3 protein-coding genes and 1 pseudogene are annotated in these 2,340 nt (G+C 66.3%); all 4 read left to right on the forward strand.

The genetic code is table 11. The annotated features are described in order from the left end of the window. Window positions 1-623 (forward strand): annotated as a pseudogene (locus LQV45_RS26200) (hypothetical protein); the annotation flags it as partial. A gap of 115 nt (window positions 624-738) precedes the next feature. After that, window positions 739-933 (forward strand): 50S ribosomal protein L35, encoded by a 195-nt coding sequence (gene rpmI, locus LQV45_RS26205; protein WP_003798720.1) that lies wholly within the window; start codon window positions 739-741, stop codon window positions 931-933. Window positions 934-1,055: 122 nt separating this feature from the next. Next, window positions 1,056-1,526 (forward strand): 50S ribosomal protein L20, encoded by a 471-nt coding sequence (rplT, locus tag LQV45_RS26210; protein WP_028277244.1) that lies wholly within the window; start codon window positions 1,056-1,058, stop codon window positions 1,524-1,526. 65 nt (window positions 1,527-1,591) lie between these two features. Beyond that, a partial coding sequence (locus tag LQV45_RS26215; RefSeq protein WP_230009608.1) for an RNA methyltransferase occupies window positions 1,592-2,340 on the forward strand: 749 nt, incomplete at its 3' end.

Genomic DNA, 2,340 nt, shown 5'->3' on the forward strand with positions numbered 1-2,340 from the left:
GCGCAACGCAGCGCGCAGAAGCCAAGGCTGAGAACGAAGCCAAGGCTTCGGGACGCGTCGATGTCTCCGGTGGCAACGCCCCGCTGACCCAGACGCTGTCGGACCTCCTGCCGGAAGGCTACGTCGTATCGCCGGAGGCACCCGCAGCGGAGGCACCCGTCGAAGAAGCCAAGGTTGAAGAGACCAAGGTCGAAGAAGCCAAGGTCGAAGAGACCAAGGTTGAAGAAGCCAAGGTTGAAGCGGCTCCGGTCGAAGAGACCAAGGCCGACGAGGCCCCCGCCCAGGACGTGCCGGCGGAAGCCGCACCGAAGGCAGCCGAGGAGCCGGCAGCAGCGAAGGCTCCGGCGGCTCCGAAGGCGGCCGAGAAGCCGGCAGCAGCGAAGGCTCCGGCGGCTCCGAAGGCCGCCGAGAAGCCGGCAGCAGCCAAGGCTCCCGCGGCTCCGAAGGCCGCTCCGGCCCCGGCGGCAGCGAAGGCTCCCGAGGAAAAGGCAGCCGCTCCGGCAGCAGCACCGAAGCCGGTTGCTGCTCCGAAGCCGGTACCCAGGCCCGCAGCGCCGAAGCCCGCCGCACGGCCGGCCGCCCCCCGGGCAGCCGCCAAGCCTGGCACCAAGAAGACCAACTAGTTCACGGCTGCCGGACAGCAATGTCCGGCAGCAGGCAACCAGCACGCCGCCCGCAGGGGTGGCTGCACGAAAGAGCTGCAGACTTTTCTGCGGATACGTAAGGAGATCGGTTCCCATGCCGAAGATGAAGACCCACAGCGGTGCTAAGAAGCGCTTCAAGCTGACCGGTACCGGCAAGCTGCGCCGCCAGCAGGCCAACCGCCGCCACTACCTCGAGCACAAGTCCTCCCGGCTGACCCGTCGCCTTGCCGGCGACAAGATCGTCTTCAAGGGCGACGCCAAGGTCATCCGGAAGATGCTCGGCATCTAAGTTCCAAGTTCTCTGACTGTTCGCCACCTGGCAGCAGTCAACTACCAAAAAGGCTTCTCAGGCCAGCCGGACCGTTCCGGCAGTAGACGCTTGGGATCAGAAATTTTCTAAGGAGTACGCACGTGGCACGTGTGAAGAGGGCGGTTAACGCCCACAAGAAGCGCCGGGTTATCCTCGAACGCGCAAAGGGTTACCGCGGACAGCGTTCACGCCTGTACCGCAAGGCAAAAGAGCAGCTGCTGCACTCGTTTGTGTACAGCTATGGTGACCGTAAGAAGAAGAAGGGCGACTTCCGCCGTCTTTGGATCCAGCGCATCAACGCTGCATCCCGCGCCAACGGCCTGACCTACAACCGCCTGATCCAGGGCCTGAAGGCCGCTGAGGTTGAGGTTGACCGCCGTATGCTGGCCGAGCTGGCCGTTTCCGACGCCAACGCCTTCGCCGCGCTGGTCAAGGTCGCCAAGGACTCGCTGCCTGCCGACACGTCCGCTCCGGCCGTCCAGGCTGAGGCTGCTCCGGCTCCCAAGGCTGCCAAGAAGGCTCCCGCGAAGAAGCCTGCAGCCAAGAAGGCCGCCGACGAGGCTGCAAAGTAGTTCCTCCCGCAGTTGAAAGACTGTCTCGTTCAAGAGCCGGCTGGAATAGCCACTAAGGTTCTTATATGAACGAAACCGGGCGCCCGCAAGACTTTCCACTCTCCAACCCCCGAGCTGATCGGATGAGGAAGGTGGCACAGCTTGCCGGGCGCCCGGCCCGTTTAAAGCGTCGCGAGTTCCTAGCCGAAGGCCCGCAGGCGGTCCGTGAGGCCTTGGTCCTGCACGGGAAGAGGATCGCCGCGGGGGAGCCCGGCATCGTCTATGAGGTGTACGCCACCGAGGCCTGCCTGGACCGCCACCCGGAGCTGGAGCAGCTGGCCGAGGGAACCCACGCGCACCTCGCAACCGACGAAGTGATCGCTGCGATGGCGGACACCGTCACCCCACAGGGCATCATTGCCGTCTGCGGCTTCCTGGACGTCAGCCTTGAGCACGTGCTCGACGCCGGCCCGCGGCTGATTGCCGTCCTGTGCCAGGTCCGGGACCCCGGCAACGCCGGCACCGTGTTGCGGGCGGCCGACGCCGCCGGCGCCGACGCTGTCATCCTGACCGGCTCGAGCGTGGACATCTACAACCCCAAGGCCGTGCGGTCGACGGCGGGTTCCCTGTTCCATCTGCCCGTTGTCCTCGGCGCGGAGGTCGAGGAAGTCGTGGCCCGCTGCCGGGAGCGTGGCGTCGGCGTGCTGGCCGCGGACGGCAAGGGACAACTGGACCTGGACCGTCTCCAGGACGAGGACGCGGCCCGCCGCCTGGGGGCATCCGCCGCCGAATCGGTGTACGCGTTGGAACAGCCGACCGCCTGGCTCTTCGGCAA

The sequence above is a fragment of the Microbacterium sp. Bi128 genome, from assembly GCF_918698205.1.